This is a genomic window from Tepidimonas sp., assembly GCF_029335975.1.
GTDB lineage: Bacteria > Pseudomonadota > Gammaproteobacteria > Burkholderiales > Burkholderiaceae_C > Tepidimonas.
Window position 1 is genome coordinate 1 of sequence record NZ_JARJMT020000182.1, and the last position, 2,778, is coordinate 2,778.

The following is a 2,778-nucleotide window of genomic DNA, read 5'->3' on the forward strand; positions in this document are numbered from 1 at the left end:
GACGGCAGCACCAGCGTCGTCAAGCACTACGCCATGGGCCGTGGCACCTGGGAACTCGCCCGCGTGATGCCCGACGGCCGCACCGCTTACATGGGTGACGACGGCACCCATGGGCAGATGGTGATGTTCGTGGCGGACAAGAAAGCCGACCTCTCCGCCGGCACGCTCTAAGGCGCCAAGTTCGTACAGACCAGCGCCGAAGGCGGTGGCAAGGGCAACATCGAATGGATTCGCCTGGGCCGCTCCACCGATGCGGGAATCAAGGCGCTGGTGGACAAAGGTATCAAGTTCGATGACATCTGGGATGCCAAGCCCTTCGACACCGAGAAGAAGAGCTGCCCGGCTGGTTACAAACATGTGCGCGCCGGCTCCTCGACCGATGAGTGCATCGCACTCAAGCCGGGCATGGAGAAAGCCGCGGCGTTCATCGAAACGCGTCGCTACATCGCCTACCTTGGCGGCACGACCGAGTTCAACAAGTACGAGGGCGTGGCCGTCAACGCCAAAGACAACAAGCTCTACATCGCCATCACTGCCATCGACCGCGGCATGATCAGCAACGCGGGCGAACCGGCCGACCACATCCGCCTTCCCAAGCTCAGCGCGGGGGCGACCTACACGATGGACATGAAGGCGGGCGTCAAGGACACCTCGGGCAACATCATCGACTCGCCGCACGTGGCCGTGAACATGTATGTCGAACCCGCGCTGTTGGGTCAAGACATGCCCAAGGACGACAAGGGCAACACGGTGCCCGAGGACAAAATCGCCAACCCCGACAACCTGTTCTTCTCCGAGAAGATGCGCACCTTGTTCATCGGTGAGGATTCCACCTCGGGCCACACCAACAACTACCTCTGGGCCTACAACGTCGACACCAAGAAGCTCTCGCGCATCCTGTCGCTGCCCGCGGGCGCCGAATCCACCGGCTTGCAGGTGATCGACAACCTCGATGGCAAGGGCGCCTACATCATGAGCAACTCGCAACACTGGGGCGACGTGTCGTCCAACGTACCCGCAGCGCTCAAGGCAGAACTGCTCAAGCGTATCGACGTCTTCCGCGCCGATGTGGGCTATATCGGCGGCCTGCCGGCACTGAAGTAAGCCAGAGCGAGCGCGCCGCTAGCCAGCGGCGCACACCCCAGGGGCTCCCGCAACGGCGCCCCTGTGTCGTTCGCTCGGGGATGCGAGCCAAGAAGGGACAACGATCATGAAGCTCAGCGCAAAGTGGGTTCGGGCCAGCACCTGGCTGGCCGCATTGACTCTTGCTACGCTCGGCGCCATGTGCGGCGGCGGTGGCGCGGCCGATGGCGCCAGCGGTGCGGACACTTTGGCTGCGGCGTCAGCGAACGCCGCCCGAGCGCCCGACCCCTTCCGCGGGGAGTTCGTCAGCCTGCTGTTGTTCGACAACCCCTACGCCTTCATTCCCGCGCAGTGCTACATCGAAACCTCTGGCGGCACACAGAACGCCTGCCAGTACTGCCACACCAACGGCGTCTATGCGCTCGGCCTGGGCAACAACCTGCCGCAGGCCGGCGCGTCCGAGCGCATCGGCAACCTGCAGACGGACTACAGCTTTGCGCCGCTGTCGCGCACGGCGCCGCCGGCGGTGCTCAACCGCTGGCGCAACACGCTCGCGCCCGAGGAGCTGGCCCTGGCCGTGCGTGCCCTGGGAGCCGACCCATCGGCCTGGGACATGCAGGCCTGGATTCGCCAGGACAACTGGCGCGCCGCCTTTGCGCAGCGCCCGGGTGACGCACGCCACTGGGATGGTGGCGTCGATGGGCCGTTTCGCCTGCTGCCCGGGCTCGCGCCAGACGACTTGCCCGCGCAGGATGATGGCTTCGTGCGCACCGCCCTGGCTGGCCGGGCCATTTTCAACGACGCCCGCGGTCGCAACACCGGTTGGCGCGCCATCAATTTCATGCCTTATGGCATCTTCACGCCGCACACCGGCTCGGTGTCGGGCATCTACATCCGGCTGCCGCAGGTGTTCATGCGCAACGAGGCCGGTGCGTTCGACCTGGCCACCTACGAGCGCAACCTCGACCTGGTCGAGCGCGCGATCCAGGACCGGCTGAGCGTCGCCGATGGCACGCACTATGTGGGCGCGGCGCGCGACATCGCCTTGGAGCGAGGCGCCTATCCGGTGGGCACCGAGTTCGCCCACCCCTTGCACTATGTGGATGTGCAGGCCGACGGCCGCAACGCCGCCATCAGCCCCTTCCCCGGCACCCGTGCGCGCCGCGTGAAGGAGGTGCGCTACATGGTGAAGTGGAAGGAATTTCGCCACAGCGACTTCAACCCCGCGCAGAAGGAAGAGGGTCTGCCTGTCTACGGCAACGCCAGCCAGGGTTGGGTGGACAACGGCGTGGGCTGGTACCTCTCGGGCTTCATCGAAGACGCCAAGGGCGCCTTGCGGCCGCAGAAACTGGAGGAGCTGACCCAGTGCATCGGTTGCCACAGCGGCATCAACGGCACCGAGATCAACCGCAGCTTCAATTCCGGCGTGGGCGTCACCGTCGACAGCACCTGGGCAATGGCGCGCAAGTTTCCTGGCGCAGCCGGCTGGCGCGAGATGGACTACCTCGGCTACGTGGCCGACCCAGGGGCCAGCGCCAGCGCCACCCCTGGGCGCGCGACGATGGGCGACCCGCTCAACCGCCGCGAAGGCAAAGGCGAGTTTCGGCACTTCCTGGACAATGTGGTCGGTGCCAGCCTGTATGGCGACATGCCCAGCGCCATCGAGCGCTTCATGGCTGCCACGGTACAGCGGCA

2 protein-coding genes are annotated in these 2,778 nt (G+C 65.7%); both read left to right on the plus strand.

Going from position 1 to position 2,778, the window contains the following annotated elements; all coding sequences use genetic code 11:
• Window positions 1-270 precede the first annotated feature (270 nt).
• Complete coding sequence (locus P3W97_RS10135; protein ID WP_300846378.1) at window positions 271-1,104, plus strand: hypothetical protein; 834 nt, start codon at window positions 271-273, stop codon at window positions 1,102-1,104.
• 106 nt (window positions 1,105-1,210) lie between these two features.
• Window positions 1,211-2,778: hypothetical protein (locus tag P3W97_RS10140; protein ID WP_300846380.1), on the plus strand; the 1,568-nt coding region annotated here is incomplete at its 3' end.